Raw genomic sequence first — 17,783 nt, forward strand, 5'->3', positions numbered from 1 at the left:
ATGATTGACGATTGCGTCATATGACCACATCTCCTTCCAAACGTTACATGGGCCCAATTACCCACTATAAAAGTTTGGCAATCAATGCAACATGCCGTATAATTGCTCTTTTAATCATCATCAATTATCGAAACAGTTATGAACGGAAACAACGAGACGGCGTTCGCGACCGCGCTGCCAAAAATCATCCTGAACGGGCAAGGCCAGTCCCAAAATGTGCTCGGCGACGTACAAACCATCAAATTGTCAGGAAAAGATACCGACGGGCTCTTTACGGTCGTCGAAAACTACAACGAGCCCGGAGTCGGCATCCCGATGCACATTCACGAAAATGAAGACGAGATCTTCCATATCATCGAAGGCCAGATGGAATTCGAGACACAGGGCAAAACAACGCTTTTGTCAAAAGGCGATATGATCTTTTTGCCGCGCATGATCCCGCACGCCTTCAAGGTCGTCGGCAATGTGAAGTGCAAAGCGATCGTGACGGTCATTCCCTCCGGAATCGAGGAAATGTTCGAGTCGTTAGCCGCCTTGCCTCCCGGTCCGCCGGATTTTGAGAAAGTGAGTGCGATCTGCGCCAGGCAAGGGATTCGGTTCTTGTGAAGCATCCGAATCTGAAGTACTGAAGTGAAAAGTGCCGAGGTGATTCCGTCGAGGGATTACTTCGGCATTTTCGTAAAAATTACCCGCGTTAATCGCGATTTCGCCCGACTCACCCGCTCTATCTCGCAACTCTTGCACTTCACCACTAATTTCCGTACTTTCGCACTGCAAAAAATAGTCAATATGAAATACGACGTTATAGTTTTGGGAAGCGGTCCCGGCGGTTATGTAGCTGCCATCCGCGCGGCGCAACTGGGATTCAAGACCGCTGTTGTCGAAAAGGAAAGCCTCGGTGGGATTTGCCTTAACTGGGGATGTATTCCTACGAAAGCACTTTTGAAATCGGCTCAGGTTTTCGATTACCTCAAACACGCCTCCGATTACGGACTTACCGTAACGGCCTACGACAAGGATTTTCCCGCCGTGATCCAGCGTTCGCGCGGTGTCGCTGACGGGATGAGCAAAGGGATCCAGTTCCTGATGAAGAAAAACAAGATCGACGTTATCGAAGGATCGGGCAAATTGAAGCCAGGAAAAAAATTGGACGTCACGTCAAAAGACGGCAACAAGACCGAATATTCAGCCGACCATATCATCATTGCCACCGGAGCCCGTTCGCGCGAATTGCCGAACATCCCGCAGGATGGCAAAAAAGTAATCGGTTACCGACAGGCGATGACGCTTCCGGAACAACCCAAATCGATGATCGTCGTAGGATCTGGTGCGATCGGAGTCGAATTCGCCCACTTCTACCATTCGATGGGAACCGAAGTCACGATCGTGGAATTCCTTCCGAACCTCGTGCCTTTGGAAGACGAAGACATCTCGAAACAATTCGAGCGTTCGATCAAGAAAGCCGGTATCAAAGTCATGACGAGTTCCTCGGTAGAACGCATCGACACGAGCGGAAACGGCGTGAAAGCGTTCGTCAAGACCGCTAAAGGCGAAGAAATCATCGAGGCAGACATCCTGCTTTCAGCCGTCGGAATCAAATCCAACATAGAAAATATCGGCCTTGAAGAAGTCGGCATCGCTACTGATCGCGATAAGATCCTCGTAAACGACTGGTACCAAACCAACATTCCGGGTTATTACGCTATCGGCGACGTCGTTCCCGGACCTGCGTTGGCCCACGTCGCGTCTGCCGAAGGCATTACCTGTGTCGAGAAGATCAAAGGGTTGCACGTCGACAAGATCGATTACGGTAACATCCCGGGTTGTACGTATGCCACTCCGGAGATCGCTTCCGTCGGCATGACCGAAAAACAAGCCAAGGAAAAAGGGTACGAACTCAAGATCGGCAAATTCCCGTTCTCGGCCTCCGGAAAAGCGAAAGCTGCCGGAACGCCCGATGGATTCGTAAAAGTGATCTTCGACGCCAAATACGGCGAATGGCTCGGCTGCCACATGATCGGTGCCGGCGTTACCGATATGATAGCCGAAGCAGTAGTTGCGCGCAAACTGGAAACGACGGGACACGAAATCATCAAGTCGGTTCACCCTCACCCTACCATGAGCGAAGCCGTCATGGAAGCCGCCGCCGATGCGTACGGAGAAGTGATTCACTTGTGACACGACCGGCACCAAAAAGTGCTGGCCAAATATCGAAACGAAAAATCCGCTGTGAAAGGCGGATTTTTTTATTGGGAATAGTCGTCTTTGCCCTATTTTACTGTCGCCACTTCCTGTTTGGGCGTTCCGGACGCAAGGCGCAAAGTGGTCATAGCCATTTCGGTGATTCGGCTTCGCCTCGGTTGCCTTGCGCCGTCGGGCTGTGCGCTGTATCTTTTGCCCTTCTACAAAGGTTTTCAAAACCTCCGCGTTTTCAGGCAAAAGGATGCCGCTTCCATCCCTAACGCGAATCTCGTCCGGAACGCGACTTGCGCAAGAAAATCACGACCGCCTGCACAATGGCCACGATCCACATCAGCAACCCAATGCAATCCCAGGAAGGCCACACGCGCAGACGGCATTCCACATTTAAGGCCTTGGGCAGCGGATTCGGAAGCAGCGATACTGGCGGCGGCCACGATAAGGGCAAACTGCAGGAATGTCGTAGCGAGCACAAGCAATGCGAACTTTTTCGCCGAAAGGCCGGCCCTGCCAAAATACAATTGGAGCAAAAGCGGCACAATCAGGGAAAAAGACGTTAGAGCAGCCATCAGCGAATCAGTTCGAGCCTCGACAATTCTTCGGTAATTTGCGCCACCTGATCGTCAGTCAGCGATTGGTCGACGGCTTTCGCGTTCTGGACGGCCTGCTGCTCGTTTCGGGCACCGGCAAGTGCTATTGTAATGCCGGGCTGTTCTAGCGTCCAGAGCAAAACAAGTTGACCGATCGAAAGGTTTTTCTCGTCGGCTATGGGTTTTATTTTTTGCAGGAACTCGTTGGTGCGCCTGATGTTTTCATCTTTGAATTGCCACAAGTCCTTGCGATGGTCGCCCTCCGAAAAGGACTGGCCAGGCTTCATTTTTCCCGTCAGCAAACCGCGGTCCATCGGGCTGTAAGCGAGGATTCCTTTGTGATGTTCGATGCAATACGGAATCATTTCTTTTTCGATATCGCGTCTCAACATTGAATACGGAACCTGATTGGAAGCAAGCGCAACATATTTTTCGGCTTCGGCCATTTGAGCAGTGTTGTAATTGCAGACGCCCGCATAGCGCACTTTCCCATCGCGCATGAGTTGGTCTACGGCCTTAAAGGTTTCCTCAATCGGCGTTGTGGAATCCGGCCAATGGATTTGATACAGATCGATATAATCGGTCCGCAGGCGGCGCAAACTGTCTTCGCATTCCTTGATTACGCTTTCGGCACCCGCAAATTTGTAAATGTCGATATCCTTGCCAAGGTTGTTCTGGCTTTTCATCGCAAAGTCGCCTTTTGCCAAATCCCAACGCATCCCGAACTTGGTAAGTATGTGTACCTGGTCGCGCGGAATGCCCATCAATGCTTCCCCTACGATCTGTTCACTCGCTCCCTGGCCGTAAATCGGGGCCGTGTCGATGGCGTTGACACCCTGGTCGAATGCAGCCTCAATCGCGCGGATAGCGTCATTCGACTCGTTCCCGCCCCACATCCAGCCTCCGGCCGCCCAGGCACCAAATGCGATCGTGGAGAGATGGAGATCTGTTTGTCCTAGTTTCCTGTATTTCATTTTTTACGTTTTCGTATTTGTTGATTACATGCCTTTTCACTTCGGCTAAAGTTTCGGACTGCTGTTCATTACTAATGCTTGATTCTTAATTCTACGATACGGTTCCGCGTGAGGGATTGCGCCATTGTTTGAGCTCTTTGCGCAGTGTAGCGCAGCAAAAGCGAGTGGCAAAAGCCCGACGGCGGCGACAGTATTCGTATCATGGCTTGATGTGGATCCGCCGTCACGCCCCATCAATAATCGGTGGATTGCTGCCGCAACTTGTCAAGGGCGACCGAATTATAGGGAACGAGCCACAACAGGACGGCAAAATACGCTGCGTGAAACAATTGGCCGGTGATGGCGCCCCAATCTTCGATGGTCGTGGATCCGAAAACCAAAAGCGACATCGTCATGATGCCTGCAAAAAGTGCCTGTCTCGTAAAGAGCCCGGCCAGGACAAGCAGCCCGATCAAAAGTTCCGCTATTGGTAAAACGTAGGCGAACGGCCTGACGATTTCGGCGGGCAGCATGGAATTTTCCATCGCCGAGACCATCCAACCGGCAAAATCCTCCATTTTGGGCAAGCGCACCAGGCCATGCCCGAAAAACGAAAACCCGATTGGCAGCCGGGCGGCAAAATAGGCGTAATTGTAGTGTGTCATCGCGATTTGATTTGTCACTAATTTACACAATAACGGCCTTACTTTTTTTGGCGTACTACTTTTTAACGGCGGCATCAACTTGCAAAAGGACGTTCGCGCGCAGTCGTTTGCCCTGAATTGGTTACATTTAAGTATCTAATCGTATATCATGAAATCAAGCGTCCTGCTCATTTTTGGATTAATTTTGGCCATGTTGCTTTGCAATTGCGACGGGTCGGGTAAAAAATTGGATGGAGATTCGACAAAATATAAACCCGTCGAATACGTCAAGGTCAACCATCCGGATTGGGCAAAGGCCGCGACGATTTACGAAGTCAATATCCGACAATACACCAAAGAAGGCACCTTCCGGGCGTTCGAATCTCATTTGGCGCGCCTGAAAGACATGGGCGTAGACATCATCTGGCTTATGCCGATCCACCCGATTGGTGTCGAAAAGCGCAAGGGAACCCTCGGGAGCGAATATTCCGTCAAGGATTATTTTGGCGTGAACCCGGAGTTCGGTAGCCAAGCCGATTTCAGGCACCTGATCCAAAAGATACACGAGATGGACATGTACGTCATCATCGATTGGGTCGGAAACCATTCCGCCTGGGACAATCCGTTGGCCAAACAGCATCCGGATTGGTATTCCAAAACGCCCGAGGGCCATTTCCAGCCGACGCCCTGGTACGATTGGGACGACGTCATCGATTTCGACTATGACAATCCCGAACTCCGCCAATACATGACCGAAGCGCTCGTTTACTGGGTCAGGGATTTCGACATCGACGGCTACCGTTGCGATACCGCGGGCTTTATCCCGACGGATTTCTGGAACAATGCCAGAGCGGAACTCGATGCGGTCAAACCTGTTTTCATGCTTGGGGAATGGGAATCGCGCGATCTGCACGAATATGCCTTTGATGCCACCTATTCCTGGTCGCTTTGGAATGCGATGACAGCCGTGACACGCGATGGGAAGGGCATCGGACAACTCGTGGAATATCTCGCACACGACGAAAGCACGTTTCCTAGAGACGGCTACCGTATGTTGTTTACCGACAATCACGACAAGAATTCCTGGGAAGGCAACCAAATAAAAAACTTCGGACCGGCGCTAAAAGCTTCCATGGTCTTGTGCGGGACCATCAACGGTATGCCATTGTGTTACGGCGGACAGGAAGCCGGGCTCGACCGCTCGCTGAAATTTTTCGACAAAGACGAAATCGATTGGTCAAATTTGGCCTATGCCCCGCTCTACAAGGCGCTTTTCGACCTTAAGCACGACAACAGGGCGCTTTGGAACGGCAACCACGGCGGGCGCATGATTCGGCTATACAACGATAAGCTGGACAAGGTCATTTCTTTTTCGCGCACGAAAGACGGCAACCGCGTGGTCTCGATCGTGAATTACAGCGCAGAAAAGGTGTCGGTACGGCTGGATACGAAATATCTCAAAGGCACTTATCGCGAAGTATTTTCCGACAAGCAAATCGTATTTACCGGAAGCGACGCACTCGATCTTAAGCCCTGGGGCTATCTCGTGCTGACAACTTCGACCAACTAAACATAAACCATGGATAATAAATCGATATTGGAAAAGGCCAACGCCGCGATCGAAAAAGGCGATTACGAAGGATTCCTGGCATTTTGCACAGCAGACACGACGTGGGAATTCATTGGCGATAAGACGCTCACTGGAAAAGAAGCCGTGCGAGAGTGGATGGCATCCGAATACCTCGAGCCACCTCGGTTCGCAGTCGAAAACATGATCGCCGCAAACGAATTCGTCACGGCAATCGGGACCATCTCGTTGACGGACAGCGATGGAAAGTCGACAAATTACTCTTATTGCGATGTCTGGCTTTTCCGCGATGGAAAAATGGCGCAACTCAAGGCGTTCGTCATCGCAATTTAAATCGTTTTCAATGCCTCGATCAAAACGTCTATATCCGCTTTTGAATTGTAATGGCTGAATGAAATACGCAACGACGGTTTTCGGATGTCTTCGTCTGCCAGCATCTCGGCCAAAACGTGAGAAGGTTTGGCGCTTCCGGATTGACAGGCGCTTCCGCGGGAGAGCGCGATGCCTCTCATGTCGAGGTTGAAAAGGATCATCAGCGCCTTTTGCTCCTCCATCGGAAGACAGACGTTGAGAATGTTGTAAAAACCGTTTTCGGCGCTACCGTTCACTTTAATTTCCCCGAAAGCTTTCGTCAATGACGTTACCGCATAGGCTTTCAAACCAGCGATATAACTTCGTTCATCTGACAAATTACTGTAAGAGAGCTCAAGCGCTTTGGCCATTCCCGCGATATTGTGGACACCTTCGGTTCCGGGTCGGATTCCCTTCTCCTGCTCGCCTCCGAACATCATCGGATTCACGATCAATCCTTTGCGGATGTACGCAAAACCGATCCCTTTCGGGCCGTGAAACTTGTGGGCACTTGCCACGGCGAAATCGATCGGGAGTTGCTTGAGATCGAACTCCGCCTTGCCAATCGACTGGACGGTATCGGAATGAAAATAGGCATTGTATTGCCTGCACAGATTGCCCACTTTGACCAAGTCGAGAACCGTTCCGACTTCGTTGTTGACGTGCATCAACGTGACAAGCGTGGGTACGTTTTCGGCAAGCAGCGCCTCAAGTTGGGAAAGGTCCACTTCTCCGTTATTGGCGATATTGAGGAATTGCACGTCAATCGAAAATTCGCGGCCGAGGTGCTCAACGGTTTCCAACACGGCGTGGTGCTCGATTTTGGTGGTGATGATGCGCTCTACCTTAAAGTCGGAAATCGCGCTTTTGATGATCCAGTTGTTGGCTTCGGTCGCGCCCGATGTAAATACGATCTCCTGGGCCAGACAACCCAAATTGGAAGCGATCGACTTTCTTGCCGTTTCGATCACACCCTTGGCATGTCGCCCGAAACTATGGGTCGACGAAGGATTGCCGAAGTCTTCGGAAAGTACTTTTGCGATTTCGGCGACGACTTCCGGTCGTAGTTGTGTCGTGGCCGCGTTGTCTAGATAAACGGTATTCATTTGATTTTTTTGGGTTGTGATGTCTTTATTTCAGAGGCAAAATGCTGATAGCCGTGCCGCCGCCGGGCGCCAGAGCGAGCTCGATCTTCGATTTGGAACTTACTTCAATCGTACGGATGGCGTATGCTTTCGGGTTCTTTTGCCAGTCGGCGTCCTTCGCATCTTCGTAAATAACGGCCTTGTATTTTTTGCCAGCCGGAAGAAATCCTAATGAGATCGTCGTCTTGCGTGCATTTTCATCGGTGATCGCACCCACGAACCAGGCGTCTTTCGCTTTGGCCTTGCGCGCCATCGTAAGGTAATCACCAGGTTCCGCTTCGAGTATTTTGGTGTCGTCCCAGTCTACGGCAACGTCCTTGATGAACTGGAAAGCGTCGGCATGCTTGTCGTAATTTTCCGGCAGGTCGGCCGCCATCTGGATTGGAGAATACATCGTGACGTACAACGCCAATTGTTTGGCCAACGTTGTCTGCACTTGTTCTTTCTTTGACGGTTCGTAAGCACTCATCCTGATCTCGAAAATCCCGGGCGTGTAATCCATCGGGCCACCGAGCAGGCGCGTGAACGGCAAAATCGTTTCGTGTGCCGGTGGATTTCCGTTTGACCAGGCGTTGAACTCGTTCCCGCGTGCTGCTTCGGCTGAGACGTAATTCGGCCAGGTTCTGTGGACACCCGTCGGACGTGACGATTCGTGGGAATTCACCATGATTTTCTTTTCGGCGGCACGCTGTACGACCCAATTGAAATGGTTCACCATAATTTGGCCGTCGTGCCATTCACCTCTTGGGATGATGCGTCCGACATATCCGGATTTCACGGCGTTGTAACCGTATTTTTTCATATGGTCGAACGCGCGGTCAAGCCTTCTTTCGTAATTCGAAACCGAACCTGAAGTCTCGTGGTGCATGATCAATTGTATGTTTTTGCTTTTGGCGTAAGCGGTAACTTCTGAAATATTGAAATCCGGGTAAGGCGTCACGAAGTCGAAAACTTCTTCCTTCCAGTTGCCGAACCAATCTTCCCAACCGACGTTCCATCCTTCGATAAGCACGCCATCGAAACCGTGTTTGGCGGCAAAATCGATATAGGTTTTGGCGTTCTCCGTAGTGGCTCCGTGTTTTCCCGTCGGAATCAGGACGCCCGGTTGCGCGTTCTGTGCATTTTGCGACCCGGCGTAATCCCACGTCGATTTCCCGACGTGCATTTCCCACCAGATGCCCACGTATTTCATCGGTTTGATCCAGTTCGTGTCGTCAATTTTGGAAGGATCGTTGAGGTTCAGGATCAGGCGGGATCCGACGATATCGCGGGCGTCGTCCGAAACCATGACGGTTCGCCAAGGCAACTTGCAAGGCGTCTCGAGATACGCGAGATCGCCGATCGCATTGGGCGCGAGATCGGCCCGGAACGTAAACGTCTTCGGATTCAGGTTCAGGTGCATCACCGGATAGTTCACGACGGCAGCCTCGAAAATATTGAGGTAAAGATCGTCGTTGGTTTTCATCATAAGCGGCGATTGCACACGCGTGGCTTCCATCGGGCCTTTAAATCCTATACCATTGCTGATTTGGGACTGGTCGCCGTTGATTTGCGAAAGCGCCGATTCCGTATACACATATTCCTGGCTGTCGAAATCGCCCGGAATCCAAAATGCCTTGTGATCGCCGGTCAGGTTGAATTCGGTGATTTCGCGTGTGACCTTGAAATATTTCCATCGGTATTGGTTCGGGAACTCATATCGGAACGCAAGACCTTCGTCGTAGAGGCGAAACACGATGTTCATCTTGCGCTCGGTCGTCGTTTGCAAGAGTTCGACCTTCAGTTCGTTATAGTGGTTGCGTATCGAGGATTGTTCGCCCAACACAGGCGACCAGGTTTCGTCTCCCGTGGCCACCTGTGTCCGGACGACTTTAAAATCGGCATCGAGCGTTTGCGGTTGCTCCAGCACGAGCCCGAGAAGGCTTTGCTCGATTATCGGACGCCCTTTGTATTCAAGCGTGTAGGCGGGTTTGCCATTGTCCACGAGCTTGAATTCGGCTTTGAGTTCTTTAGAAGGAGACATCAACAGTTGTGCGGATGCCGCCATCGGACTCAACGCAAGGGAAAGGAAAATCAATTTTTTCATCGGATGTTCGAAGGTTTGGAAGGAGAGCAAAGATACTAATATCGGTTAAAATTGTTCTAATAGCGAATGCCTTCGGTAACGGCTATCGAAAAACGTTTATTTTTGCCCAAAATAATTGTCATGAAAAAAATCATTGCGACCCTGTTTTTCGTTTTTGCCCTTAGCGGATGTGACGACGGCGACCTGATATCCGAAGAAATCGACCTGGCCGATGCCGAGGTGGAAGCGTGTTCGGCCACCGAATCGGACATTCTCTACAAAATGACCGACAGGCAGGCGATGATTCTTGAACTCGTCAACCTCAATACCGTGCTGCCAGCCGTGCCGACGCTCGAAGGGAGCCCGAAAATCATTCTTATAGGAAACACGACCGCCAGGCTCGTTTACCGCGTGTACAACGGGGAACCTGTGGAGGCCAACATCTGCGCAAGCATACAACCGCCCACGCCAAGAGTGATCGAAGAATGGGAAGCCACAGCCGGAAACCTCGAAATTACCACCATCGCACTGAAGATTCCCAACACTACGCCGGGATTCCAGGGAGGCGAAAGGATCAATGAGCTGCGTCACGCAATCGTCGTGCGCAATGTAAGCTGGAGCACGCCGGCCAATCCTATCATCGACCCGATTGTGGAATTCGGCAATTACGACGTGGCATTCACGGCCCCGGAGCTCAACGGCTACACCAATATCGCCAATGGGTGCGCCAATGGCATCCTGTTTAAAAAGAACGCCGCCACTGCCTTTGCAATCGATATCGACCCGGCCCTGCTCGATACAACGGTTTTGAACACGCCAAAAGTGGGCCTGATTTCAGGAAACGCAAACACCGTAACTTTCCTGAGGTTCCCCGAAGGCACCAATCTCAACTTGCTGACGAATGAAAATTTCTGCGCGCTGCTGTCGAGTTCCACACCAAGTCCGGCTCCGTCGGAAGTCTGGCTCGGGGAAGATGGCGTTGCCGGCGTCAGCGGGATTGTCGAAGTGACCACTACAACCGTCGGAGGCGTATTCACGCACGAAATCAGGCTCAAGAATGTGACCCTGACCGAAAACGACGGATCGCTTTCATTTAAGATTGCCGATGATTTGCTTTACGGCGAGTATGTTCCCTAATTAGGAATTCTGCCGAAAATACACCTCGGTCGCACCCTGCCCGTACTTTTGAAAGCTTGCTTCGCGGAAGTCGATTCCGTCGTATCGCGCGAGCATGAAATCCAGCTCCGACTTCAGGATGCCTTCGCCGACGCCATGGATGAGGACGATCTTGGGAATGCGGTTCCTCATGGCAAAATCGAGGTGTCTTTTCGCCGTATCGAGTTGGATCGTGAGGATATCGAAATTGGTCAGGTGCTTGTGATTTTTGACGAGCTTCTCGATATGAAGATCGAATTCAGGAGGCGGAATTTCCCCTTTGACCTTTTTTTTCGGACCCGACACATGACGTTTAGGTTCTTCCTTAGTCGATTTTACCTGATGTGGATTAAAACTTCCGATTTGATTGCGTAACTCTTTGGAATCGTTTACCTTAATCAACTCATTGACAAAATATGTCATCTGAAAACCGTCGGTCGTTTCAATCGTGACCCTGTCGTTTTGGACGCTGGAGACAATGCCTTCGAATGCATCGTCGAGCACCGCTACTCTATCCCCTATCTGAAGTTTCATCGTGTTCGTCTTCGTTGTGTTTGGAAGGTATTTTGGAGCTGAGTTTCATGATGCCCAACATAAACGCTATGACGGCCAATGCCATCACAACGGGATTGGGATGCTCCTTGGATTGCTCGTAAAACGCCAGGGCAAGTCCCGCGACGATCACCATGTAAAACCAGTTTTTCATTTTGCAAAAGGCCAAATGTAAATAAAAAATCCGCCCGGAGGCGGATCCAATTTTATCTCTCGAAGTCCCGTAAGGTATTCGTTATGATGGACACGCAGTCGAGCAGTTGTGCTTCGGTCATGACCAACGGCGGTGCGAATCGAATGATGTTGCCATGGGTCGGTTTGGCAAGGAGCCCATTGTCGCGAAGTTTCATGCAAATGTCCCAGGCCGTGGAACTGTCTTCGGAATCATTGATGAGAATAGCGTTGAGCAATCCTTTCCCTCTCACGAGCGACGCAATGTTCGACGTTTGGATATAAGCACCGATCTTCTCGCGGAACAGTTTCCCAAGGAAATCCGCATTTTCTGACAGTTTTTCGTCCGAAACCACTTCGAGTGCGGCAATTGCGACCGCCGCAGCGATTGGGTTTCCTCCGAAGGTAGAACCGTGTTGTCCCGGCTTGATGACGTTCATGACCTCATTGTTGGCAAGTACGGCAGAAACTGGGTAAACACCGCCTGAAAGGGCTTTGCCGAGGATCAATACGTCCGGCTTTACGTCTTCGTGATCGACTGCCAATCGTTTTCCGGTGCGCGCCACTCCCGTCTGCACTTCGTCGGCTATGAAAAGAACATTGTATTTTTCGCAAAGCGCCTTGGCTTGGGCGAGATAGCCTTCCGAAGGCACATAAACGCCGGCTTCTCCTTGGATAGGTTCTACAAGGAAGCCTGCGATATTGGTCGAATTTTTAAGCGAGTTTTCCAGAGCCCCGAGGTCGTCGTACGGAATCTTTACGAATCCAGGCGTGTAAGGCCCGAAATTGCGCCTCGCCCCTTCGTCGTTGGAAAACGAAATTATGGTAGTGGTTCTCCCGTGGAAATTACCTTCACAGACGATGATCTCAGCTTGTTTTTCAGCGATCCCCTTGACCTCGTAAGCCCATTTCCGGCAGATCTTAAGCGCGGTTTCCACGGCCTCGGCACCGGTGTTCATCGGCAGCATTTTATCAAATCCGAAATATTCCGTGATGAACTTTTCGTATGGGCCGAGCTTGTCGTTGTAGAACGCACGCGAGGTCAGCGTAAGTGTTTGCGCCTGCTCCATGAGCGCCCCGATTATCTTCGGATGGCAATGCCCCTGGTTCACGGCCGAGTAAGCCGAAAGAAAATCATAATAGCGCTTGCCCTCAACATCCCAGACGTAAACGCCTTCGCCCCGGCTGAGCACAACCGGCAATGGATGATAATTGTGGGCACCGTACTCGTTTTCAAGGCCCATGAGCGCCTCGGATTTCGTGGTTTGCAAAACTGACATTCCTGTATTATTTAATTGTTGCCTACGATTCCTGCTTAAGGGGAGAAATCACCCGATTCGGGCAAAAATAATGAATAATCGGCAAAAAATCCCACACAAACCTGTTGAGTTTTTAACTGTAACGTTGCGCTTTGTTAAATCTGGATTGTTTCATTGTAAACTTGCCGTTAAGCGATATATTTGATGTTTACAACAACAATTCCTTTACTATGAAAAAAATTACGCTTTTCCTTTTTATGGCTTGCCTGCCGCTGATTTCCTGCAGTTCCGACGACAGTTCCGACGGACAAAGCACGCGCAAGATCAAGGCGACCATCGATGGGACTCCTTACACCTTCAACACGGTAAGCGTTGGCACACAAGAATTTACCGACAATGGCTTTACGTATACCGATGTGACCATAACGGGATCTATCGATAACGATCCGTCGAAGACCATCTCGATCATCATGATGCAGGGAGAGACCGGAAACGACGCGAGCTGGTATTTCGGACTGCAAGAGGGCGAACGGGAATTCCAGAAAAACGGCAGCTTTTCTACTGTTGTTTCGGAGAGCACGAACAATTTCGTAAAGGGGACTTTCTCAGGCACCGTTGTCGCGACCGACGATGGGGAAACCAAGGTAATTACCGATGGAAGCTTCGAGGCGACATATTGATTGCAAAGCTGATCCAATAAAAAAGGCCCTTTAGTGGGGCCTTTTGCTTTACAGTAATTTTGCGTTGGACGATATCTTCGCATTTAGCAGCTTCGAAATCGGACAATTCTTTTCAGCTTTCGTCACGAGTTCCTGGAACTTCTCTTCTGAAATTCCGGCTACTTTTGCCGATAATTCGAGTTCCGAGCTTATGATCGTGCCGGCTTGCAAATCGATGTCACAACGGGTTTCGATGGATTCGATTTCAAATCCTTCCTCTGTGATGAAAGCCGAAAGCTGCATCGTAAAACATCCCGCGTGAGCCGCTGCGACCAATTCTTCCGGGTTGGTCCCGACGCCTTCTTCAAATCGCGTCTTGAACGAATACTGGGTATTGTCAAGCGTTTTGCTTTGCGTGGTCAGTTTTCCTGCTCCTTCTTTGAGCGATCCTTGCCATACGGCGGTTGCATGTCTTTTCATTGTTTCTTTGTGTATTTGTTGAATTGTGTATGTGTTGATCGTTAATTGGTCACCTTAGCTAGACTACGGTCGTTCCGAAAATTACGGTGAATTTCGCGCCTTTGTGCGGACCTTTGCTCTCGGCAAGTAATTTCCCATCGTATTTTTCGACGATTTTCCGACACAAGTAAAGCCCGATTCCCATGGTTGGCTCATTTTCGGTACCCTTGCGCGCCATCGGCGAAAATTTACGGAAAAGCGAATCGGCCTGGCCCGGTTCAAAGCCAAGGCCTTCGTCGATCACGCTGATCGTGACCGCCTGCTCGTCCTCGTGAAAATTCAGCCGGATACACGAACCTCGCTCGGAGAATTTTATGGCATTGTCGAGCAGGTTGACCAAAACCCGTATGAGCAAATCAAACTCGATCGGCAATTGCAGTTGCGGTTTGTTGTTCTCGACCACGAGCGCGAGCGCTTTTTGGGAAAAATCGTTTCCTTTCTCTTTGTTGATTTCCGAGATGACTTCGCGAATGGATATCGTCCGGAAAACCGGCAGGCGTTTGGCGATGTCTTCCTCGTCCTTTATGAGCCTGATAAAATTCTCTATAAACCGAAACTGCTGGCCAGTCGATTCTATTATCAGCCGCGCGTATTCATCGATTTGGGAACGGCTCGACTCTTCCGGAATCAGTTTGGCCAACGCCTGGGAATTCGTAGCGAAATTCTTAAGATCGTGGGAAAGCAGATAAATCAGGTCGAGTTTTTCGGCCCCGAGCGCCTGGTTCTCCTCGATCGTGCTTTGGACGTTGCTCATCAATATCCCGACCTCGTCCTTGAAACTGCGCGGCAAATCGGGAACGACGTTTTGCAGACGGTAGCGTTCCAACTGTTGGGAAGCGACCTGCACAGGCTGTGTTAGTTTCTTGAGCAGCATCAAAGTGACCGCGGTGGCCAAAAGCGTCAAAACAAGCGTGAAAAGCAGGATCAGCGCAGGCTCCTCCTGTACATCCGAAAATAAAACAAGAAAAATAAGCCCGATAAGCGGAACATGAATGCCGAGGAAGGCTACAAAAAGAAACTTATACGCATAATTTTTACTCAGGAAACCAATAGAGGAAAGGCGTTTATAAAGTAACATGTAGTTGTTTTTGGAGGTTTAAAGTTAGGACTAATAATCTTAGGAAAAAGTTAAACAACTTTATTTTTGGACGGCTCGCATCGCGGTTAATTCCGTAGAAAATATTGTGCGGCCCCGTATCAGGCATCGCAAAATCCGCTTATCAAAAAACTCCCGATAATAAGCCCAAAATTCTCAATTGTCATTACTTTTGCGCCATGGCAAGAAAAAACAAAGACAACATCGTCTTCGAGAACATTAGCGTGCTCGACGCCGGAGCCAAAGGTGTTTCGGTCGCAAAAGCCCCGGACGGAAAAGTGATTTTCATACCGAATGTAGTTCCCGGGGACGTCATCGATGTACAAACCTTCAGGAAGCGAAAAGCGTATTACGAAGGCAGGGCGATTAAATTCCATGAGTTTTCCGAACACAGGACGGAACCTGTTTGCGAACATTTCGGCGTTTGCGGAGGGTGCAAATGGCAAAATATGGATTACGAACGTCAATTGCATTATAAACAAAACGAGGTACTCAATCATCTCCAGCGCATCGGCAAGGTGGAATTGCCCGAATTCGAGCCTATCCTAGGATCTGAAAAACAATTCTTCTACCGCAATAAAATGGAATTCGGGTTTTCGAACTCGCGTTGGCTCACCCAACAGGAGATCGCCTCGACGACGGACCTCGACGATCGCAACGCCCTGGGTTTCCACATCCCGAAAATGTGGGATAAAATCCTCGACATCCACAAATGCTGGCTGCAGGAAGACCCGTCGAACGACATACGGAATGAAGTCAGGAGGTTCGCGATCGAGAACAACCTCGCGTTTTTCGATCCGAGAAATCACGAAGGTTTGCTGCGCACGTTGATGATCAGGACGGCATCGACGGGAGAAGTCATGGTATTGATCCAGTTTTTTGACGACAATGCATCCGAGCGCGGACTCGTCATGGACTTTTTGTCGGCGCGCTTTCCCCAAATCACTTCCTTATTATATGTCGTCAACCAAAAGCAGAACGATACCATTTACGACCAGGACGTGAAAGTATACAAAGGGCGCGACCACATTTTTGAAGAAATGGAAGGCCTCAAATTTTCGATAAATGCCAAGTCTTTTTATCAGACGAATCCTTCACAGGCGTATGAACTCTACAAAGTAACACGCGATTTCGCCGGACTTACCGGAAACGAACTCGTCTATGACCTCTATACCGGAACCGGCACGATCGCCCAGTTCGTCTCCAAAATGGCTCGAAAAGTAATCGGTGTCGAAAGCGTGCCCGAAGCCATAGCCGAGGCCAAGGAAAACGCCAAACGAAACAATATCGACAATTGCGAATTTTTCGTAGGCGACATGAAAATGGTTTTCAACGATGATTTCATCAACACTCACGGGCATCCCGATGTCCTGATAACCGATCCTCCCCGCGATGGCATGCACAAGGACGTAGTAGCCCAAATCCTCAAGATCGCACCTCAAAAAGTGGTTTACGTGAGCTGCAATTCGGCCACACAGGCCCGCGACCTTGCGCTTATGGACGAGGCTTACAAAGTGGTACGCGTTCGCCCTGTGGATATGTTTCCGCAAACGCACCACGTCGAAAATGTCGTACTTTTGGAAAAACGCTGATTTTGTTATGAAGAGAATAATGTGCGGATTGGCCCTCACGCTCGTCGTGTTGCTGACCCTGAACTGCGAGCGCGACGACGTTTGCGCAGGATCGACACCCACGACGCCCCGCGTGGTCATTGAATTTTTCAATTACACGAACAATTCCCAACCGAGGAATGTGACCAATTTTACCATTAAGTCTGCCGATAACGATTCGATTATCAGGTTTACCAACGTAAACAAGATTTTTGTCCCGCTCAAAACGTTCGAGACCTCGACGACGTACACTTTTACCATAAACGATGACGACGTTCCTCAAACGCCTACTTTTGCGGATACGGTTACGTTTACCTACGCGACAAGGGACATTTACGTATCCCGTGCCTGTGGCTACAAGACCGTCTTCGACCTGAGCCAGGAGACGGGAATCCCGGGCCTTGTCGTGAACAACGGCGCTGGCGGCAACTGGCTTGAGACGGTAATCATTGACAACCATACGATAGAATTCGAGGATGAAACACATATCAGGATTTATTTTTAGCCTTTTTGTTTGTGCGATCGGATTCGCCCAACAGGATTCGGTTGCGGTGGTTGCCGATACGGCCGTGCCGAAGTTCACGCGTCACGGGTTGCGCGTCGGCGTCGACCTGTTCAAGCTATCCCGGACGTTTTGGGATGACGGTTACCGCGGCATAGAACTCGCTGGTGACTACCGCCTGACGCGAAGTTACTTTCTCGCCGTGGAGTTGGGAAACGAGGACAAGACGACCGATGACGACCGCGTGAATTTTACCACGAAAGGCACCTATCTGAAATTCGGGTTCGATTACAATTTCTACGACAACTGGCTCGATATGGACAACGTTATTACGATCGGGCTGCGCTACGGCTTAAGTTCGTTCAGCCAAGAGTTGAATTCGTACAAGATCTATAATCCGAACAATGATTTCGGGGAAGAAATCGTCGTGGTGTCCGGAGAGGAATTCAACGGACTCAGCTCGAGTTGGGCCGAAGTCGTACTGGGCATGAAGGCCGAGGTCCTGAAGAACATTTACGTCGGATTCAGCCTGCGCATGAACTACATGATTTCGGAAAAGACGCCCGATAACTTCGCCAATCTCTATATTCCGGGATTCAACCGAACCTATGAGGGAAAATTCGGTGTCGGTTTCAATTACACGGTTTCGTATTTCCTGCCGATTTACAAATCGAAGGTCAAGAAAGCGGACAAAAAGGAAAAAAAGAAATAAACGCATCGACTTG

General features: G+C 50.1%; 19 protein-coding genes. 9 read left to right on the top strand and 10 right to left on the bottom strand.

Annotated features, from left to right (window positions below; translation table 11 throughout):
- Positions 1 to 138: 138 nt before the first annotated feature.
- Both HC229_RS02905 and lpdA read left to right on the top strand, forming a co-directional pair.
- Positions 139 to 606: a cupin domain-containing protein gene (locus tag HC229_RS02905; RefSeq protein ID WP_191018931.1), complete on the top strand. Its 468-nt coding sequence runs from the start codon at positions 139 to 141 to the stop codon at positions 604 to 606.
- Between the two features lie 183 nt (positions 607 to 789).
- On the top strand, positions 790 to 2,178 hold the full coding sequence (gene lpdA / locus HC229_RS02910; protein ID WP_191018932.1) for a dihydrolipoyl dehydrogenase: 1,389 nt from the start codon (positions 790 to 792) through the stop codon (positions 2,176 to 2,178).
- Positions 2,179 to 2,414: 236 nt separating this feature from the next.
- Here the strand turns inward: lpdA and HC229_RS02915 are convergent, their stop codons facing one another.
- The 3 genes from HC229_RS02915 to HC229_RS02925 form a co-directional block, all read right to left on the bottom strand.
- Entirely contained in the window at positions 2,415 to 2,768 is a 354-nt protein-coding gene (locus HC229_RS02915; RefSeq protein WP_191018933.1) for a hypothetical protein, read from the bottom strand.
- Positions 2,768 to 3,763, bottom strand: a complete 996-nt coding sequence (locus HC229_RS02920; RefSeq protein WP_191018934.1) for an aldo/keto reductase — start codon at positions 3,761 to 3,763, stop codon at positions 2,768 to 2,770. The genes HC229_RS02915 and HC229_RS02920 overlap by 1 nt, the downstream gene beginning before the upstream one ends.
- Before the next feature lie 233 nt (positions 3,764 to 3,996).
- Positions 3,997 to 4,407 (bottom strand): DoxX family protein, encoded by a 411-nt coding sequence (locus tag HC229_RS02925; RefSeq protein ID WP_191018935.1) that lies wholly within the window; start codon positions 4,405 to 4,407, stop codon positions 3,997 to 3,999.
- A gap of 148 nt (positions 4,408 to 4,555) precedes the next feature.
- On the opposite strand from HC229_RS02925, the gene HC229_RS02930 reads away from it, so the two are divergent.
- Together HC229_RS02930 and HC229_RS02935 are read left to right on the top strand one after the other, a co-directional pair.
- On the top strand, positions 4,556 to 5,956 hold the full coding sequence (locus HC229_RS02930) for an alpha-amylase family glycosyl hydrolase (protein ID WP_223845500.1): 1,401 nt from the start codon (positions 4,556 to 4,558) through the stop codon (positions 5,954 to 5,956).
- A 9-nt stretch (positions 5,957 to 5,965) separates the two neighbouring features.
- Entirely contained in the window at positions 5,966 to 6,307 is a 342-nt protein-coding gene (locus HC229_RS02935; protein ID WP_191018936.1) for a nuclear transport factor 2 family protein, read from the top strand.
- On the opposite strand, the gene HC229_RS02940 is transcribed toward HC229_RS02935, so the two are convergent.
- On the bottom strand, positions 6,304 to 7,431 hold the full coding sequence (locus tag HC229_RS02940) for a cysteine desulfurase family protein (protein WP_191018937.1): 1,128 nt from the start codon (positions 7,429 to 7,431) through the stop codon (positions 6,304 to 6,306). The two genes, HC229_RS02935 and HC229_RS02940, sit on opposite strands and share 4 nt — an antisense overlap.
- A gap of 25 nt (positions 7,432 to 7,456) precedes the next feature.
- Complete coding sequence (locus HC229_RS02945; RefSeq protein WP_191018938.1) at positions 7,457 to 9,556, bottom strand: glycoside hydrolase family 97 protein; 2,100 nt, start codon at positions 9,554 to 9,556, stop codon at positions 7,457 to 7,459.
- 120 nt (positions 9,557 to 9,676) lie between these two features.
- On the opposite strand from HC229_RS02945, the gene HC229_RS02950 reads away from it, so the two are divergent.
- Complete coding sequence (locus tag HC229_RS02950; protein WP_191018939.1) at positions 9,677 to 10,672, top strand: membrane lipoprotein lipid attachment site-containing protein; 996 nt, start codon at positions 9,677 to 9,679, stop codon at positions 10,670 to 10,672.
- Here the strand turns inward: HC229_RS02950 and HC229_RS02955 are convergent, their stop codons facing one another.
- The 3 genes from HC229_RS02955 to rocD are packed head-to-tail and all read right to left on the bottom strand — an operon-like array spanning position 10,673 to position 12,693.
- Complete coding sequence (locus tag HC229_RS02955; RefSeq protein WP_191018940.1) at positions 10,673 to 11,224, bottom strand: Smr/MutS family protein; 552 nt, start codon at positions 11,222 to 11,224, stop codon at positions 10,673 to 10,675.
- Positions 11,202 to 11,396, bottom strand: coding sequence for a hypothetical protein (locus HC229_RS02960; RefSeq protein ID WP_191018941.1), 195 nt, complete (start codon positions 11,394 to 11,396; stop codon positions 11,202 to 11,204). The genes HC229_RS02955 and HC229_RS02960 overlap by 23 nt, the downstream gene beginning before the upstream one ends.
- A gap of 52 nt (positions 11,397 to 11,448) precedes the next feature.
- Positions 11,449 to 12,693, bottom strand: a complete 1,245-nt coding sequence (gene rocD / locus HC229_RS02965) for an ornithine--oxo-acid transaminase (protein ID WP_191018942.1) — start codon at positions 12,691 to 12,693, stop codon at positions 11,449 to 11,451.
- A 209-nt stretch (positions 12,694 to 12,902) separates the two neighbouring features.
- Between rocD and HC229_RS02970 the strand changes: the two genes are divergently transcribed.
- The gene (locus HC229_RS02970) at positions 12,903 to 13,352 is read left to right on the top strand and encodes a hypothetical protein (protein ID WP_191018943.1); all 450 of its coding nucleotides are present in this window, start codon (positions 12,903 to 12,905) and stop codon (positions 13,350 to 13,352) included.
- Between the two features lie 48 nt (positions 13,353 to 13,400).
- Here HC229_RS02970 and HC229_RS02975 read toward each other — a convergent pair whose 3' ends face one another.
- Positions 13,401 to 13,811, bottom strand: a complete 411-nt coding sequence (locus HC229_RS02975; protein WP_191018944.1) for an OsmC family protein — start codon at positions 13,809 to 13,811, stop codon at positions 13,401 to 13,403.
- Between the two features lie 58 nt (positions 13,812 to 13,869).
- A complete protein-coding gene (locus HC229_RS02980) occupies positions 13,870 to 14,928 on the bottom strand; it encodes a sensor histidine kinase (RefSeq protein WP_191018945.1) in 1,059 nt (352 codons plus the stop codon).
- A 197-nt stretch (positions 14,929 to 15,125) separates the two neighbouring features.
- Between HC229_RS02980 and rlmD the strand changes: the two genes are divergently transcribed.
- Genes rlmD through HC229_RS02995 form a run of 3 tightly spaced genes read left to right on the top strand, consistent with a single transcriptional unit; the run spans position 15,126 to position 17,770 of the window.
- Positions 15,126 to 16,538 (top strand): 23S rRNA (uracil(1939)-C(5))-methyltransferase RlmD, encoded by a 1,413-nt coding sequence (rlmD, locus tag HC229_RS02985; RefSeq protein WP_191018946.1) that lies wholly within the window; start codon positions 15,126 to 15,128, stop codon positions 16,536 to 16,538.
- A gap of 7 nt (positions 16,539 to 16,545) precedes the next feature.
- Positions 16,546 to 17,061: a DUF6452 family protein gene (locus HC229_RS02990; protein WP_191018947.1), complete on the top strand. Its 516-nt coding sequence runs from the start codon at positions 16,546 to 16,548 to the stop codon at positions 17,059 to 17,061.
- On the top strand, positions 17,033 to 17,770 hold the full coding sequence (locus HC229_RS02995) for a DUF6048 family protein (RefSeq protein WP_191018948.1): 738 nt from the start codon (positions 17,033 to 17,035) through the stop codon (positions 17,768 to 17,770). The genes HC229_RS02990 and HC229_RS02995 overlap by 29 nt, the downstream gene beginning before the upstream one ends.
- Positions 17,771 to 17,783: the final 13 nt, after the last annotated feature.

The organism is Flavobacterium selenitireducens (genome assembly GCF_014748335.1).
Lineage (GTDB): Bacteria > Bacteroidota > Bacteroidia > Flavobacteriales > Flavobacteriaceae > Flavobacterium > Flavobacterium selenitireducens.